We start from the raw sequence: 14,461 nt of genomic DNA, 5'->3' as shown, positions 1-14,461 counted from the left end.
AAGAATTACAATTTTTAATTTCGTTATTCTCCATGCGGGAAAAAGGTCTCAGTTGGATGGTCCTCTTCAAAATCAGCTGCCGCTTTAGCTTCTCCAAATGCTGAGCGTCCATCGATCACGATCTCATCATCATTTTCACCATCAAGTTCTTCTTGCTCTTGGTGCTGATTCGCCAATTCTTCTTTTAGTTCATCAGTTGCATCTTTTAAAGAAGTAAACGCCTGCTGCAACTTATCATTGTTTTTCAAACTATCTGCCGCATCGAGCACCCTTTCTTTTAAATCGGCAAATGATGTTTTAACATCGACCTGATTATTCAGATAATCTTTAGCATAATCGTAATAACGTAAGCCAACTTCAGTTCCGTTATCTTTAAGTTCTTGCAGCTTAGCTTTAATTTCTGGTCGATGCTCTTTTAAAACTTTTTTGGTAACTGTATAAGCTGCGATCCCTGCAGCTAAACCAAATAAAAGTGATGTTTTTTTACTCATCCTAAATTCCTCCTCAAATTGAACTAATGATCATTTTTGATTATGTTTTTTATATAAATGGCTAAGCATATTCCAAACTATCGCAGTTTTCCCAACTTTTTTTGAAGAACTTGTAACCCTTTTAGCCAAATTTTTGCTGGCATCATTTAAGTCTGAAACACTTTCACTCAAGTCTGCAACTGTCTTAAAAAACGGATCGATCGTCTTGACTTTATGATTAACGTCATCGAGTAAAACATTGGTTTTGGCGAGTAGATCTTCAACTTCTTGGGAAATTGAATCAACATCCTTGGTCAAGGAAGTAACTGATTGCTGCGTTTCTTTAACGACCTTACCTAATTTGACGATCAGCATACACAAAAAAACGACCAGCAATAAAAAAGCTAAGGCGGCAATCAAGCCAGCCAACTGTCCAAACGTAAGTGTCATCCAAAATGTCCTCCTATTTTTTTCACTTTGCTTAACAATAGCATTGCTGAAACAAAACTGCAATTAAAACAATACTTAGTCTCTTTCTTAATTATACTGCAGTTTGTCTTAAATTTTGCTATGATAGACAGAGAAATAAAGGAGTGTTGCTGCAATGCATTTTTTTTACTTAGCTAAAGATAACGGATCATTATCATCTTCTGTTTCCAAGCAGATGAGTCAACAAACGAATATTATCACTCACTATTTTACTAATATTGACTGGGATAGTGTTATTAGTAAAATAGTGACCACTTTCCTTTCAATTATTCTGCTTTCCATTTTGTTTTTTATGATTAATTGGATTGGTAAAAAACTTATTAGCCGCAGTTTCAAGCATCCTAAAAGAAGCGACCATCTCTCGGCCAATCGACTGCAAACAATTTATACATTATCCCTCAACATTTTTCACTATAGTATCCTATTTTTTTACTTTTATGCAGTTTTGTCAATTTTAGGAATCCCTGTTGGTACCTTGATTGCTGGTGCAGGAATCGTCAGTGTTGCCTTAGGTTTAGGTGCTCAAGGTTTTGTCACTGATGTCGTAACAGGATTTTTTATCTTGCTGGAACAGCAATTCGATGTCGGTGATGAAGTGAAAATTGGAACGATTTCAGGAACGATCCATGCAATCGGTCTACGAACAACACAAATCGTTGATTATGATGGTACCTTACATTATATTCCTAACCGAAATATCACCATCGTCAGCAACCTATCTCGTAATGATATGCGTGCTTTAGTTGATGTCTATTTTGATCCAAATGAGGATATTCAGGGGATGAGTGCGGTAATAAAGCAGGTAAATCAACAATTGGCACCAAATTATCCTGAAATTACACAAGGGCCAACTTTATTAGGAACCATTGATAATGGTCATGGGAACTTAGCATTGAGAGTCATCATCTACACTAAAAACGGAGCGCAATATACTGTGCAACGTGATTTTCTGGCGGCTTATCTGGAAAAACTTACGCAGGCTGGTTACAAAATCGCCAATTCACCATTAAATTTGACCACATCGTCTTAAACAAAAACTTCAATTGAGATAAAGCTAAATAAAGTCTCCTAAACTGCTATTAAAGCCACTTTATAACGCTAGATGTTTTTGACCTATCATTATATATACAGCTTTTTTACCAATTAGAAGACCTTAACTTAATTATTTACTTTTAATTTCATTTTGGCGTCGTTTCAAGAAACCAATCATAGCAGTCACGCCCTTGATGATTGCTCCTTCATTAGGTGCCAAATGCTCAGAATGCAATGAATATGGGCTCTCAACTCCTAACCAAAACATCGTTCCCGGAATTTTTGATAATAGAAAGCCAAAATCTTCTCCAGTCATTGCTGGTCGCGTTTCTTGATAAACGACCCCTGGAGCATTTTCCATGTAGCTAATAAATGACTTGGTTGTTTGCAGATCATTTTCAACTGGGTAATACCCACCTTGATGCAAATCTAAATCCAATTGGCATTCAAATCCAGCAGCAATTGATCGTGCAATCGTTCGTACCCGTTGCTGAATCTTTAAGTTAATTTCTTGGGTCAAAGCTCGAATCGTTCCATCGATTTGTGCTGTCCCGGCAATTACATTACCAACCGTTCCAGCATTGAAATGCCCTAAAGTGACTACGCCAGCTTGAATTGGATCAAGATTGCGGCTAACGATTGTCTGAATTTGAGTAACAAAGGTTGAACCTGCCACGACCATATCATTAGCATTTTGCGGAAAAGCCGCATGACCGCTTTTTCCAATAAATTTAGCATGGATTTCACATGTTCCGGCAAATAAGGTCCCTTGGCGACAACCAATAACCCCAGCCGGCAATTGCGGATTATCATGAAAAGCATAAATTTCATCAGGCAGCCACTCATCCAAAGCTCCTGCCTCATATAATTGTTTGCCACCACTGGCATTTTCTTCAGCTGGCTGAAAGATAAACACTAAATTCGTCATTGGCTGATGTTCAGCAAAGTAACTTAAAATTCCTAATGCGACTGTCATATGAATATCGTGACCGCAAGCATGCATTTTGCCAGGATGCTGCGAACTAAATGGCAAACCGGTTTCTTCAGTTACTGGCAGGCCGTCAATATCCGTGCGATAGCCAATTGTATAACGCGACTGGCTACCTTGAACATGAACTAAAATTGCCGTTTTCCAAGTTTGAATTTGTAAATAGGTCTGCGGCATTGCCTGAATAATTTTCAGCAACAAAGCCTGGGTTTCAAACTCCTCCATGCCAATTTCTGGAATCTGATGCAGTTGTCGCCGAATTGCAATTAAATTTTCTGCTGATAGACTCATCTTATCATTCCCATTCTTCCAATTCGCTGATTAGATTTTACGCAAATCATCGACTAGTTCTTTTTTCCCTTCAGCAACTTGGGCAACATCCTTAATTTTACGTGCTGGTACCCCAGCGACAACTGTTCCCGGAGCGACATCTTTCGTTACAACAGCTCCAGCTCCAACTACTGAACCAGCACCAACTCGCACCCCTTCTAAAACGACTGCATTTGCACCAATCAAAACATTATCTTCGATCACAACTGGCTGAGCAGAAGGTGGTTCAACGACCCCGGCTAAGACCGTTCCTGCTCCAATATGACAATGCTTGCCAACAATTGCTCGTCCACCCAAAATGGCACCCATATCAATCATCGAGCCTTCTCCAATTTCTGCGCCAATATTGATCACAGCTCCCATCATAATAACCGCATTGTCACCAATTTCGACTTGATCACGAATAATTGATCCTGGCTCGATTCGTGCATTGAACTTTTTCTTATCAAGTAATGGAACACCAGTATTCCGACCATCATTTTCAATTCGATACTTTTTAATCTTAGCTTGATTCTTTTTTAAAAATGTCGCTACTTCTTTCCAGTCACCAAATAATACTCCAGCTTTTTTACCAAAGTAAGCGTCAAGCTTTTTTGGAACTTTGAGTTCATTTAAGCTCCCCTTAAGAAAGACCTTGACTGGCGTAGTTTTTTTTGCATCCGCAATTGTTTTGATAATTTCATTGGCATCTAATTTTGGCATATAAATTCTCCTTAGCTTTCTTGCTTAATTTTTTCTGTTTGTTTTTCTGTTACTGTAAAATAATGTTCCAACTCATGAGCGGTATAATTAAATACTTTCATGATCTCACGGCGGGTAACAATCCCAGTAAATATTCGATTTTTGTCAACCACCACTAAAAATGGCTGGTCAACTAACAAATGTAGAATTTCTTCAATATCATATGGCAATTCAATCGTTGGTACATCAGTCTGCATGACTTCTTTTACCTGGTGTCTTGCTAATGTTGATGGATCAATTCCATTCATCCCTAACATTGTTTCAGTTATCATTGATAGTGACAACAGTCCTTTAAAATGCTGCTCATTATCAAGAACCGGAATTCTTGAATATTTGATTTTAGTCAAAACTAAAAATGCATGATCCAAATGGTTGGTTTCCTGCACATTAGCAACAATTTCGGCTGGAATTAAAAAATGATCCTGGCGCTGGTCAAATAAACTTTCAATCGACTTAGCAATCAAAATTTAGCCCCCTTAGTTTGAGCTTGCTAAGTTTATTTTAGGTTATTTAAAAAATAAAATCCAATCTTTTTCTTACAAAAAAGAAAGCTTTAAAAAATTTTAGAAGTCAACAAAAAAAGCAAATTGGTCTCTTGACCAGTCAGCTTTTAATAGGGTTAATTCAAAGGATCACCGTACCATTGCTGATAAAGTGATTCAATTACCTTTCGCGAACTTAAAATAAGTTTTGCAGCAGTTGTTATACAGTCCTGATTATTGGCAGCTAAACACTGATCGAACCAATCAAGTAAATAAACTAAATTATCCGCTGTTTGCTGATCAGCCACCAGATTTTTTGACCGTCCTGGCAGCAGTAAAACAGCTTTTTCAGTTTGCTGATCAAAATTCAAAACTTTAATTTTGCCATCAGTCCCATACAAAACAATTTCATTTTCAAAACCTGGCTCAGCGGTAATCAATACATTACTCAAAATGTTTTTGGCCTTGAACACTAAATTGCAACTTGAATCTGCCTGACCAATCTGACTATTTTCTAAACCTTGCCATTGAGTAATTGGATGACCACATAAAGACTGAATCAGTGCAACAATCATTGATCCGCTATGAAATAATGCCCCACCACCAGCTGATAAATCAGTAAACCAAACCGGTGGATTTTTGATCCCTAGTTTGACATCAATAAACCTTAAATCACCAATTATTTTTTGAGCTACCAAAGCTTTGACTTGTTGCATAAGCGGCGAAAACAGCGGTGAAAAGTCCTCAAAAACTAGTAAATTTTGCTGTTTTGCTAAGCGCAAAATTTCATTAGCACCAATAAAATGCCGCGTTAACGGTTTTTCAATTAATAAATTTTTATTGTTTAACAATCCCTGCTTTGCTAATTCAAACTTTGACTGTTGATCAGCAGCCAAATAAATTACATCAAGATCCGCTGTTAACAGTTTTCGTTGATCAGAAAAAACTGTTAATTGCGGATTGAGTTGCGCTAATTGTTGATTTACCGTTGAGTTTCCAACTACTCCACTTAAAATACCTGTTTGACTAGCTTCTATTGCAGCTGCAAGTCGCTGAGTTGCAACTTCATCACCAATAATGCCGTACCTAACTGCCATTTTTTTCACCTCATCTGGAATTGAATCATCTGGTTACTACTGTCATTGTACCAAATAATTTACTAATTCCACATGTTAAATTTTTTAGCATGATTTAAAATCAGCAATCAGTTGACGTAACTGTTGACCATCAGCTTCATCACTAATTGTCAACCTCAGCCAGTCTTCAGCCAAGCCTCGACGTAACTGAAAACCATTGTGTAATAAATTATCCGCTAACTTCAGCGCCTCTGGAAACTTAAAGAAAATAAAATTAGCTTGACTGTGGAAGTATTTGATTTGATTTGCGGCAAAGAACTTTTCCCATTTGTCTCTTTCTTGGGCTGTCCTTTCGATTGATGAGGTTACAAATTTTTGATCTTGCAAGGCTGCCAAAGCGCCAACTTGAACTAAAGAATTTAAATTATAAGGTAACCGAACAGCTTGCAGATAATTAGCTAATTCTTGATCCATTACCGCAAAACCAACTCGCAAATTAGCTAGACCATAAACTTTTGAAAAAGTCCGCATTACCACCACATTTGGGAATTGCTCTAGCAACGGCAAAGCACTTGGCTGATCAACCTCAGTAACATAATGAATATAGGCTTCATCAATCAAAACTAGAACCTCTGAGGGAACTTGCTTTAAAAATTCTGCTAGTTCAAATGGCGTTTGATACGAACCGGTCGGATTGTTAGGATTACAGAGCCAAATTAATTTAGTTTTTTGATTAATCTTGGTCAGCATTTGTGATAAATTATTTTTTCCAGTTTTGGGATCACAGGGAACTGAAACAACTTTAGCTCCTTCAATCTGCGCATGAAGTGCATATTCAGAAAAAGTTGGTGCTGTTTGTAAAATTTCATCCCCAACTTCTAAGAAAATTCGCGAAATCAGTTCAATAATTTCATCAAGACCGACTCCAAAGACAAATTTTTCTGGTGGAATCTGCAGTTTTTGAGCAAGCGTCATTCTTAAAGTCGTCGCATTGCCATCAGGATAACGATTTGTTTCACCAAAATTCCAATTAATAATTGCTTGTTTAACTTGCTTTGAAGTCCCAAAAGGATTTTCATTAGCTGAAAGGCGAACCAATCTTTTCAATCCCAACCGTTTTTTGACAGCAGCTAAAGGTTCTTCTGGAACATAACTTGATAATTGCTTAATCTGATCTTTCACTTGGCAACCTCCCTTAAAGTTTTTTAATCTCACGTCTTTCTTGCGTTTTGCTCATTAACCCTTCACGCTTGCCCAACTCTTCTTTGATTTGATCGAAGCTAACTCCTTGCTCAACTAACAGAACCATCAAATGATATAATAGATCAGCTGTCTCATAAACTAGTTCACTTTTATCTGGGTTTTTAGCAGCAACAATTACTTCTGTCGATTCTTCTCCGACTTTTTTTAAAATTTTGTCAAGTCCCTTATCAAATAAATAGTCCGTATAGGAACCTTGAATTGGGTTTTTACGACGATCAACAACTGATTGGTACAATTCATCAATTTCCTGTTTCATTTTTTCTCTCCTTGATCTCATCTGATTTGATTGAAAAAGCAACTGCGATGACCAGTATGGCAAGCTGGTCCAGCTGGAATAACTTTGATCAGCAAAGTATCTTGATCACAGTCGAGGTACATTGCGGTCACTTTCTGTGTATTGCCACTGGTTTCACCTTTATGCCATAAGGTTTGCCGTGAGCGTGACCAAAACCAAGTCTGCATAGTCGTTAAGGTTTTTTGAAAGCTTTCTTGATTCATCCAGGCAACCATTAAAACTTCATTAGTTGCTTGATCGACCACAACTGTTGTCAATAAACCCTTCGAAAAATCTGGTGTTAACATCTGACACTCACCCCCGCGGCTTTTAACCTTTGCTTGACTTCAGGAATCGTTAATTCGCCGTAATGAAAAACTGAAGCTGCTAAAGCTCCGTCAACTTGAGCCTGTTGAAAAACATCAATAAAATCTTGTATCTTGCCAGCTCCACCCGAAGCAATGATTGGTACATCAACAGCGGCGACCAGTTTTTGGTAAAGCTCAATTGCAAAACCATCTTTAGTTCCATCTTGATCCATGCTAGTGACCAATAACTCTCCTGCTCCTAAAGCAACGACCTTTTTAGCCCAAGTCACCGCTTCTAAATCAGTTGCTTGTTGACCCCCATGAGTATAAACCATTAGCTGACCGGTTTGGGGATCTGTTTTAACATCAATTGCCACCACGATGCATTGATTGCCAAACTTTTTAGCGCCAGCGGTAATCAGCTGCGGATCAGCCACCGCGGCTGAATTAAGTGAAACTTTATCTGCTCCAGCCTTTAAAAGTGCTTGAATCTGGTCAACTGAAGAGATCCCGCCTCCAACAGTTAATGGCATAAACACTTGACACGATACCTTTTCAACCACATCAACCATTGTTCGACGCTGCTCATTGGTGGCTGTAATATCTAAAAAAACTAACTCGTCTGCTCCCTGTCGCTGATAATTAGCTGCAATTTCAGCTGGATCACCAACATCCCTTAAATTAACAAAATTGATTCCTTTTTTGACCCGACCATCATCGACATCCAAACAAGGAATAATCCGTTTAGCCAACATTTTGATTCACCTCCGCAATCTTTTGCAAACTGATTTTACCAGCAAATAACGCTTTGCCAATAATTACATCTTTAATGCCCTGCTGTTGAAGCTGCTGAACATCAGCTAAATCGCGAACACCACCGGAAGCAACAATTCGGCAACTAGTAAATTGCTGTTGTAAGCGAACTAGCAATTCAATATTAGGTCCTTGCATTGTTCCATCACGATCAACATCAGTGACAATAAAAGTTTTGGCTCCAGCTACTGCAACTTCAGCAATCAAAGCTGACATTTTGGTCTGAGTCTGTTCTACCCAACCATTAACAGCCACCTGTCCATCTTTACCATCGATTCCGATCACAATTTTTTCAGGACCATACTTTTTCAATGCTTGACGAACGAATTCGGGGTCATCCAAAACAGCTGAACCAATGATCACCCGATCAATTCCTAGAGCTAAATAATAAGCAACTGTTTCTAAATTCCGAATTCCACCGCCTAGCTCCAACTGGCCGCTAAATTCCTGACGAATAGCTTTGATCACGGTACTGTTCTGCGGTTTGCCTAATTTTGCTCCGTCAAGATCGACCAAATGTAAACACCCAACTTGAGCCCGTTCGAATTCTTGAGCTTGTTGCTTGGGACTGGCATTGATCAATGTCTTTTGATCAAACTTTCCTTTAAATAAACGGACACTTTGACCGCTTTCTAAATCAATAGCCGGAAAAATCACGCTGAGGTCACCACCTTTTGTACAAACATTTCTAAGACCTTCAAACCAACTTGACCACTTTTTTCAGGATGAAATTGAGTTCCATAAATTTTGCCACGTTTGACCATTGCAGGAACCTTAACTGCATAATCAACTTGGGAAATTATATATTGGGAAGCACATTTTGCATAATAGGAATGGACAAAGTAGGTATACTCATCAGCTAAAAAAGCAAACGGACTTTGAGGTTGAAGCACTTCATTTTGATTCCAACCCATTTGCGGGACTTTAAAGCCTGGTCGATTTTCAAAAGCAATTACCTGACCAGGAATCAGTCCTAACCCTTGATGCAAACCATACTCCGTTGAACTATCAAATAAAAGCTGCATTCCCAAGCAAATCCCCAATAACGGTTTCCCTGCATTAACCTGCTGCTTAATAATTTGATCAAGTCCAGTTGCTTGTAAATTAGCGATTGCTGGAGCAAAAGCACCGACTCCCGGTAAAACGATACCTTGACATTGTTCAATCACAGCTTTATCAGCTGTTAAAACCGTTTCAAGCTGCAAATAATCAAAAGCTTTTTTTAAATTATAAGTGTTCCCGGCATCATAATCGATAATTGCTAGCATTAAATCACACCCTTTGTCGAATTGACTCCCTTGATTGCTGGATTAATCGTAACCGCCTGACGCATAGCCCGACCGAGTGCTTTAAAAAGACTTTCAATTTTATGATGCGTATTGCGACCGTATAAAATCGTTGCATGCAAATTCATCTGATTACTAAAGGCAAAAGCCTGGAAAAAATCTTCGACCGTTTCTGTTTCAAAACTTCCCAACCGCTGATTTTCTAAATTTGCTTGAAAAACTAAATATGAGCGTCCACTTAAATCCACGCAGACCCGACCAAGCGTTTCGTCCATTGGTACAAGGGCTGTCCCGTAACGTTCAATTTGTTCTTTATTGCCCAAAGCTTGTTTAAAACATTCACCTAGTACAATTCCTGTATCTTCAACCGTGTGATGTGAATCCACCTCCAAATCTCCATTAGCTTTAACAACTAAACCAAAGCGACCGTGTTTGGCAAACAAGGTTAGCATGTGATCTAAAAAACCGATCCCAGTTTCAATTGAGATTTCTGACTGTTGATCAATATCTAATTTAATACTGATCTGGGTTTCCTTTGTTTTTCGTGTTATTTTGGCACTGCGCATAAAATGACCTCCTCATTTGAAAAAAGTTCTAAAAACTGGGCAATTCGAAAGTGCTGTTTTATTTAAAGCGCTGCTCAACTGCTCGGGCATGTCCTTCAAGGCCTTCCGTCCGGGCTAATTTAGTAATATCTGCTAAATCTGCTTTGAGAGCCGGCTGGGAAAATTGGATAAATTGGGTCTTTTTAACAAAATCATAAACTCCCAATGGTGATGAGAACTTCGCAGTCCCACCAGTTGGCAAAACATGATTAGGACCAGCTAAGTAATCACCCAACGGTTCGGAAGCGTAACGTCCTAAAAAGACTGAGCCGGCATTACGGATCAAACTCAAATATTGAGCTGGATCTGCCAACTGAATCTCTAAATGTTCTGGCGCAACTTCATTCATCAAAGCAAACATTTCTGGAATTGAATTCATTACTGCAATAAAGCCACGGTCAGCTACTGAGGCAGCTGCAATTTCTTTTCTTGGTAATCTTTGCAACTGATCGTCAACCGCTTGACTGACTTTTTGAGCCAATTCTAAACTATTAGTGATCAGCATTGGCCGTGCTCGTTTATCATGCTCGGCTTGAGATAAAAGATCAGCCGCTAATTCTTTAGGATCGGCCGTTTCATCGGCTAAGATACCAATTTCTGATGGTCCAGCTACCATATCAATTGCTACTTGACCAAAGACCTGCTTTTTGGCAGTCGCAACAAAAATATTACCTGGTCCAACAATTTTATTGACGGCCGGGATTGATTCTGTTCCATAAGCTAAAGCAGCAATTGCTTGGGCACCGCCAACTTGATAAACTGCATCAACTCCAGCAATCTTGGCTGCTGCTAAAACTGCTGGTGCAATTCCAGTCTTTTGCGGCGGAGTGACCATGATCACCTGATCGACCCCAGCAATTTTAGCTGGCAAAGCTGTCATTAAAATAGTTGAAGGATAAGCGGCGGTCCCGCCTGGAACATATAATCCAACTCGCTCTAACGGAGTAACTTTCTGACCGCGAATGATTCCCGGGACATGGGTATCGATAAAGCCATTTTCCAATTCCATCTGATGAAAACTGGTAATATTCTTTTTGGCATGTTCCAATGCTTGTTTCAAAGCTGGTGAAATTTCATTCAAAGCCGCAGTCAACTGTTCAGCTGGAATTTCAAAATCTTGGATCTTGGTCTGATCAAACTTTAATTCATATTCTCTTAAAGCTTGATCTTTTTTTTGACGAACATTAGCTAATATTTCACGAACAATTTTTTCAATTTTCAAATCTGTTGTTTGTTGTGTATAACGTTTAACAACTTTCTTCATTTCAATTAGTGATTGTTGATAAATTTTCATTTGCTTGCACTCCCTTGTTTAACGACTTGTTCCAATTGATCAGCGAGTTCAAAGATTTCTGCTGCATGTTGTTTAAGCGACATCCGATTAGCAACCAGTCGGGTTGATACTTGGTCAAGATAATCATAAACATACAAATTGTTCTCTCTTAATGTTCGACCTGTTTCAGTAATATCAACAATTGCATCCGCCAACCCAATTAATGGTGCTAATTCAACCGAACCTTCAATTTTAATAATTTCAACGTCTTGCCCCAATGATTCAAAATAACGCTGAGTAATCAAGGGATATTTTGTGCCAATTACCTTGCGGCCAGGTTGATTAAAATTAAAATCACTTGTCGAAGCTAACACAAATTGACATTGACCAACTCTTAAGTCCAGTAATTCTGATTGCTGATTACGATGTTCCGTTAAAATATCACTACCAACGATTCCTAAATCAACTGCTCCTGAATTGAGATAGGTGGTTACATCAGGTCCTTTCGCTAAAATAAATTGAAATCGGCCATCAACCGTATTAATGATCAATTTGCGATTTTTTTGTTTTAGGCCTGAGCAATCGATTCCAGCTGTTTCTAAAAGCGGAACGACTTGTCCTTCAACACGGCCCTTGGTTAAAGCAATTTTAAGTGGCATCTTCAAGATCTCCTTGTGCATTTAAACGATAAAGTTTCACGCCTAGGCTTTGAGCATTGCGCTGAGCATGGCGCAAATCCAGTGATAAACTTAATTCCAGTTCTGGATATTGTTCACAAATCTGGCTGACCAAGGCTAATTGTTCTGGCTCAAAGAAAAGCAAGTCATGCTTATGACTATCAGCTGAAATTGTAGCTTCATCAACTAATAGATCAATATCAATCCCCATCCCAACTGCTGGTTCAGGCTGAGATTGAAAATTTTGCAATAGTTGATCGTAACGACCGCCGCTAAATAAGTAATCCGAAATGTCTTGCATAAAACCTTTAAAAGTCAAACCGGTATAATAATCTTGCGGCGGAGCTGAGCTTAAATCGACCGTGACTTGCTGATTAGGCAACTGCGCCGTCCAGTCGGCAAACTGCATAATTTTTTCAAACAGTTCTCGAGCTTGACCACTTAGTCCCACTTTTAAGACCTGTGCTTGAACTTCCTGATAATCTCCAAATAAGCGGGGCCAAATTTTCAAAAACTTAAAAATCGGTTGCTCAATAAATTGGTCGATCAGTTGCGAATAAAGCGGTATGTTTTTTTGATATAAAGCAGCTTTGATTGCCTGTTTTAATTCTTGATTCGAACTTAATTCATTTAAAATTGTATCAATAAAACGTGCATCTGCTAATTCAAGCTGAATCTTACCTTGCAGTAAACGCCGACTCAATCGATTGATCAATAACAAACATTCACACTCAGCTTTGGCCGAAGCATAGCCAACAATTTCAATTCCAGCTTGAGTTTGTTGATTATAGCGGCCAGAAAGCGGTGGAGCAATTTTAAATCGATCACCAACATAATAAAACTTTTGCGGCAGTTTCAAATTGTTAGTCGATAAAAAGCGCGCAATCGGCAAAGTCAAATCTGGCCGTAAAACAACTGTCTCATTATTATTATCTAATAATTGATAAGTTTGCATTTGTTTCAAATCAAAATCAGCAAAGACTTCTTGATATTCCAAAACCGGTGTTGTTACTTTCATATAATTCCGTTGTTGCAGTTCCGTTTCAACCAAATTGATCAATTGGGTCTTTCTTTGCGCTCTTTGACCAAATTCATCACGCGTTCCCAACGGAAGATTAACTTTATGCATTTACCTCACATCCTTACTTATAAAAAAAATCCTCTTGGCATGATAGCCAAGAGGACGATAAACCGTGGTTCCACCTCAATTTGTCTATTTTTTTCAAAATAAACCTCAGTGCTTGTTAAGCAAAGGATAACGGACTGACCGGACACAGCTTACTTTTAAATTCAGCCATTCAATTTGCAGATGTGGTTCATACTTGGATTTGACTTCCTTTCCCATTCACGGAAGCTCTCTTAACAAATTACCAAGTACTACTCTTCTGTTCATCATCATTAAAAACATTAAATTACAATTAATTTACGGTTAGCATACCCTTTAATGTTTTCTTTGTCAAGTCGAAAATCCAGTTCATTTAAACAATGAGCGCAAATGCCAACCATGTCCAACCTCAGCCACTGAATGTGCATCAGAACCAAAGATTAGTGGAATTTCTAATTCTTCTGCCAATTTAGTAATTTGGATTCCAGGATAGAATTGGTTGCAATACGGTTTATATAAACCAGCCGTATTAAAATCTAATTCTCGCCTCTGTTGTTTAATTATTTTTAAAATTTTTTCAATCAATTGCAAATTTTGTTGATCAAATTCAGCCGGTAAATGAAAATAATCTTGATATTTTTGGATCAAATTTAAATGTCCCAAGCGTTGTGGTCGATATAAACCTAAATTAGCTGTAACTTCTTGTAGGACCAATTCAAAATACTGCCGATAAAGCTGCTGGGGAACTGACAGCCATTCAGCAAAGCCGGTCGCAAAATCAGCTGTTGTATAATCCACACACCAGAGGCCGTCATCTTTGCCAGGCATAAAATGAATCGACAAAATATTTTGATCCGTTTGAGGTCCGACCTGATCGAGAAACTCTTGAATTTGTTTTTCAAATCCTGGTAAATAATCAACTTCAAACCCAATCGAGATTTTGATTTGATCTTGATATTTTTGCTTCAAATGATTAACCAATTTAAAATATTCATCCAACTGCTCCCAAGTTAAAGAAGCAGTTGTTAAACCTTCTGGGTCACCTCGATACTTTTGTTCAAAACCGCGGGGTAAAGGAGCATGTTCTGTAATACAGTAATGGTCAAAGCCTAATTTGATTGCCCGTTCAATCATTAATTCTGTTAGCTCGTGGCTACCATGCGGGCAAAGCTCTGTATGAGTGTGTCCATCGATTTTCATTTTACTTACTCCTCCTAACGACCAAAAAATTGATTTGACTCGCTAAATT

General features: G+C 38.5%; 18 protein-coding genes and 1 other annotated feature. Of the genes, 1 reads left to right on the top strand and 17 read right to left on the bottom strand.

Translation table 11 applies throughout. The features are described from left to right. Nucleotides 1–23: 23 nt before the first annotated feature. Together KH893_RS01110 and KH893_RS01105 are read right to left on the bottom strand one after the other, a co-directional pair. Nucleotides 24–491, bottom strand: a complete 468-nt coding sequence (locus tag KH893_RS01110) for a hypothetical protein (RefSeq protein WP_281164322.1) — start codon at nt 489–491, stop codon at nt 24–26. A gap of 30 nt (nt 492–521) precedes the next feature. Continuing rightward, complete coding sequence (locus KH893_RS01105; protein WP_281164321.1) at nt 522–920, bottom strand: DUF948 domain-containing protein; 399 nt, start codon at nt 918–920, stop codon at nt 522–524. A 154-nt stretch (nt 921–1,074) separates the two neighbouring features. On the opposite strand from KH893_RS01105, the gene KH893_RS01100 reads away from it, so the two are divergent. After that, nucleotides 1,075–1,989: a mechanosensitive ion channel family protein gene (locus tag KH893_RS01100; RefSeq protein WP_281164320.1), complete on the top strand. Its 915-nt coding sequence runs from the start codon at nt 1,075–1,077 to the stop codon at nt 1,987–1,989. Between the two features lie 132 nt (nt 1,990–2,121). On the opposite strand, the gene KH893_RS01095 is transcribed toward KH893_RS01100, so the two are convergent. From KH893_RS01095 to hisJ, 15 genes are all read right to left on the bottom strand, one after another. Beyond that, the gene (locus KH893_RS01095) at nt 2,122–3,270 is read right to left on the bottom strand and encodes an N-acetyldiaminopimelate deacetylase (protein WP_281164319.1); all 1,149 of its coding nucleotides are present in this window, start codon (nt 3,268–3,270) and stop codon (nt 2,122–2,124) included. A gap of 30 nt (nt 3,271–3,300) precedes the next feature. Continuing rightward, nucleotides 3,301–4,011, bottom strand: coding sequence for a 2,3,4,5-tetrahydropyridine-2,6-dicarboxylate N-acetyltransferase (gene dapD, locus KH893_RS01090; RefSeq protein WP_281164318.1), 711 nt, complete (start codon nt 4,009–4,011; stop codon nt 3,301–3,303). 11 nt (nt 4,012–4,022) lie between these two features. After that, complete coding sequence (cbpB, locus tag KH893_RS01085; RefSeq protein WP_281164317.1) at nt 4,023–4,514, bottom strand: cyclic-di-AMP-binding protein CbpB; 492 nt, start codon at nt 4,512–4,514, stop codon at nt 4,023–4,025. Between the two features lie 155 nt (nt 4,515–4,669). Then, a complete protein-coding gene (locus tag KH893_RS01080) occupies nt 4,670–5,629 on the bottom strand; it encodes a Gfo/Idh/MocA family protein (protein ID WP_281164316.1) in 960 nt (319 codons plus the stop codon). Nucleotides 5,630–5,713: 84 nt separating this feature from the next. Continuing rightward, nucleotides 5,714–6,790, bottom strand: a complete 1,077-nt coding sequence (gene hisC, locus KH893_RS01075; RefSeq protein WP_281164315.1) for a histidinol-phosphate transaminase — start codon at nt 6,788–6,790, stop codon at nt 5,714–5,716. Nucleotides 6,791–6,803: 13 nt separating this feature from the next. Beyond that, nucleotides 6,804–7,127: a phosphoribosyl-ATP diphosphatase gene (gene hisE, locus KH893_RS01070; protein ID WP_010579789.1), complete on the bottom strand. Its 324-nt coding sequence runs from the start codon at nt 7,125–7,127 to the stop codon at nt 6,804–6,806. 17 nt (nt 7,128–7,144) lie between these two features. Next, the gene (gene hisI, locus KH893_RS01065) at nt 7,145–7,453 is read right to left on the bottom strand and encodes a phosphoribosyl-AMP cyclohydrolase (RefSeq protein ID WP_281164314.1); all 309 of its coding nucleotides are present in this window, start codon (nt 7,451–7,453) and stop codon (nt 7,145–7,147) included. Then, the gene (gene hisF, locus KH893_RS01060; protein ID WP_281164313.1) at nt 7,447–8,208 is read right to left on the bottom strand and encodes an imidazole glycerol phosphate synthase subunit HisF; all 762 of its coding nucleotides are present in this window, start codon (nt 8,206–8,208) and stop codon (nt 7,447–7,449) included. Before hisF ends, hisI begins: the two co-directional genes overlap by 7 nt. Next, the gene (gene hisA, locus KH893_RS01055; RefSeq protein WP_281164312.1) at nt 8,198–8,923 is read right to left on the bottom strand and encodes a 1-(5-phosphoribosyl)-5-[(5-phosphoribosylamino)methylideneamino]imidazole-4-carboxamide isomerase; all 726 of its coding nucleotides are present in this window, start codon (nt 8,921–8,923) and stop codon (nt 8,198–8,200) included. Before hisA ends, hisF begins: the two co-directional genes overlap by 11 nt. After that, nucleotides 8,920–9,534 (bottom strand): imidazole glycerol phosphate synthase subunit HisH, encoded by a 615-nt coding sequence (gene hisH, locus KH893_RS01050; protein WP_281164311.1) that lies wholly within the window; start codon nt 9,532–9,534, stop codon nt 8,920–8,922. The genes hisA and hisH overlap by 4 nt, the downstream gene beginning before the upstream one ends. Continuing rightward, the gene (gene hisB / locus KH893_RS01045; protein WP_281164310.1) at nt 9,534–10,118 is read right to left on the bottom strand and encodes an imidazoleglycerol-phosphate dehydratase HisB; all 585 of its coding nucleotides are present in this window, start codon (nt 10,116–10,118) and stop codon (nt 9,534–9,536) included. The genes hisH and hisB overlap by 1 nt, the downstream gene beginning before the upstream one ends. 58 nt (nt 10,119–10,176) lie before the next feature. Next, entirely contained in the window at nt 10,177–11,451 is a 1,275-nt protein-coding gene (gene hisD, locus KH893_RS01040; RefSeq protein WP_281164309.1) for a histidinol dehydrogenase, read from the bottom strand. Then, nucleotides 11,448–12,098, bottom strand: a complete 651-nt coding sequence (hisG, locus tag KH893_RS01035; RefSeq protein WP_281164352.1) for an ATP phosphoribosyltransferase — start codon at nt 12,096–12,098, stop codon at nt 11,448–11,450. Before hisG ends, hisD begins: the two co-directional genes overlap by 4 nt. Next, nucleotides 12,079–13,236, bottom strand: coding sequence for an ATP phosphoribosyltransferase regulatory subunit (locus tag KH893_RS01030; protein WP_281164308.1), 1,158 nt, complete (start codon nt 13,234–13,236; stop codon nt 12,079–12,081). The genes hisG and KH893_RS01030 overlap by 20 nt, the downstream gene beginning before the upstream one ends. Before the next feature lie 47 nt (nt 13,237–13,283). Continuing rightward, nucleotides 13,284–13,509 (bottom strand) — a binding site (T-box leader). 72 nt (nt 13,510–13,581) lie between these two features. After that, entirely contained in the window at nt 13,582–14,412 is an 831-nt protein-coding gene (gene hisJ, locus KH893_RS01025) for a histidinol-phosphatase HisJ (RefSeq protein ID WP_281164307.1), read from the bottom strand. Nucleotides 14,413–14,461 lie beyond the last annotated feature (49 nt).

Origin of the sequence: Liquorilactobacillus sicerae, assembly GCF_029916425.1 — a bacterium.
Lineage (GTDB): Bacteria > Bacillota > Bacilli > Lactobacillales > Lactobacillaceae > Liquorilactobacillus > Liquorilactobacillus sicerae.
Note: the sequence above shows the minus strand (reverse complement) of the source record. Positions and strands in the feature narration are given on the sequence as shown.

Excerpts from the sequence above, each read along its gene's own strand:
- KH893_RS01095 (WP_281164319.1), bottom strand. The coding sequence starts at position 3,270 with ATGAGTCTATCAGCAGAAAATTTAATTGCAATTCGGCGACAACTGCAT.
- hisE (WP_010579789.1), bottom strand. The coding sequence starts at position 7,127 with ATGAAACAGGAAATTGATGAATTGTACCAATCAGTTGTTGATCGTCGT.
- KH893_RS01105 (WP_281164321.1), bottom strand. The coding sequence starts at position 920 with ATGACACTTACGTTTGGACAGTTGGCTGGCTTGATTGCCGCCTTAGCT.
- hisD (WP_281164309.1), bottom strand. The coding sequence starts at position 11,451 with ATGAAAATTTATCAACAATCACTAATTGAAATGAAGAAAGTTGTTAAA.
- KH893_RS01110 (WP_281164322.1), bottom strand. The coding sequence starts at position 491 with ATGAGTAAAAAAACATCACTTTTATTTGGTTTAGCTGCAGGGATCGCA.
- KH893_RS01100 (WP_281164320.1), top strand. The coding sequence starts at position 1,075 with ATGCATTTTTTTTACTTAGCTAAAGATAACGGATCATTATCATCTTCT.
- KH893_RS01030 (WP_281164308.1), bottom strand. The coding sequence starts at position 13,236 with ATGCATAAAGTTAATCTTCCGTTGGGAACGCGTGATGAATTTGGTCAA.
- hisI (WP_281164314.1), bottom strand. The coding sequence starts at position 7,453 with ATGTTAACACCAGATTTTTCGAAGGGTTTATTGACAACAGTTGTGGTC.
- hisB (WP_281164310.1), bottom strand. The coding sequence starts at position 10,118 with ATGCGCAGTGCCAAAATAACACGAAAAACAAAGGAAACCCAGATCAGT.
- dapD (WP_281164318.1), bottom strand. The coding sequence starts at position 4,011 with ATGCCAAAATTAGATGCCAATGAAATTATCAAAACAATTGCGGATGCA.
- hisF (WP_281164313.1), bottom strand. The coding sequence starts at position 8,208 with ATGTTGGCTAAACGGATTATTCCTTGTTTGGATGTCGATGATGGTCGG.
- hisH (WP_281164311.1), bottom strand. The coding sequence starts at position 9,534 with ATGCTAGCAATTATCGATTATGATGCCGGGAACACTTATAATTTAAAA.
- KH893_RS01080 (WP_281164316.1), bottom strand. The coding sequence starts at position 5,629 with ATGGCAGTTAGGTACGGCATTATTGGTGATGAAGTTGCAACTCAGCGA.
- hisJ (WP_281164307.1), bottom strand. The coding sequence starts at position 14,412 with ATGAAAATCGATGGACACACTCATACAGAGCTTTGCCCGCATGGTAGC.